This is a genomic window from Burkholderia sp. AW33-5, from assembly GCF_053427615.1.
In genome coordinates, this window is sequence record NZ_JBSAXA010000079.1 from 1 (window position 1) to 910 (window position 910).

The following is a 910-nucleotide window of genomic DNA, read 5'->3' on the forward strand; positions in this document are numbered from 1 at the left end:
GTACGGCCATCGGCCAGTGGAAACGCCAGTATGATGAGGGTGGTATAGCCGCACTGTCGCCGCGCCAGCGGGGGCGCCCCAGGAAGATGCCCAAGCCACCGATCACGCCACCACCTCTACCCGAAGACGATACGCGCTCCCGACAGGAACTGCTCGACGAGTTGAACTTTCTGCGCATGGAGAACGCGTACCTAAAAAAGCTCGAAGCCTTGGCTCAAGCGCAGCAGCGATCAGCGCAACGCAAAAAGCGCAAATCGTGCTCGAGCTAAGGCAGCAATATCCGCTTGCGGGCTTGCTGAAGGTTGCCGGCTTGGCGCGCAGCACGTTCTACTATCATCAGAAATTGCTGGGAGCAGCCGACAAGTATGCTGATACAAGGTCGAGAATCTGCTCGTTGTTCGAACGGCACAAGGGCCGCTACGGCTATCGACGCATCACGCTCGCTCTGCGCAATCTGGGACAGGTGATTAATCACAAGACCGTGGCGCGCCTGATGGGCGAGTTGCGGCTGAAGTCTTGTGTGCGCCCGAAGAAATACCGCTCCTACAAAGGTAGCGTCGGACGTGTTGCACCTCATGTTTTACAGCGTCGGTTCTACGCAAACCGTCCGAACGAGAAGTGGGTAACGGATGTCACGGAATTCAACGTGGGCGGCCAGAAGCTGTACCTGTCGCCAGTGCTCGATCTGTACAACGGCGAGATCATTGCTTATGAAACCGCGAGGCGCCCGGCGTTCGAGATGGTCAACGCAATGCTTCGCAAGGCATTGGCGCGCTTGAAGTCACACGAGCGGCCTCTCTTGCATTCGGATCAGGGCTGGCAGTACCAGATGCCAGCGTATCGCCGCCTACTGCAGCAACGAGCGCTCACGCAAAGCATGTCGCGTAAAGGGAATTGCCTGGACAACGCC

At 58.0% G+C, this 910-nt stretch carries 1 pseudogene; it reads left to right on the plus strand.

Annotated elements, in window-relative coordinates:
• Positions 1-910, plus strand: a pseudogene (locus tag ACV22V_RS32395) (IS3 family transposase); the annotation flags it as partial.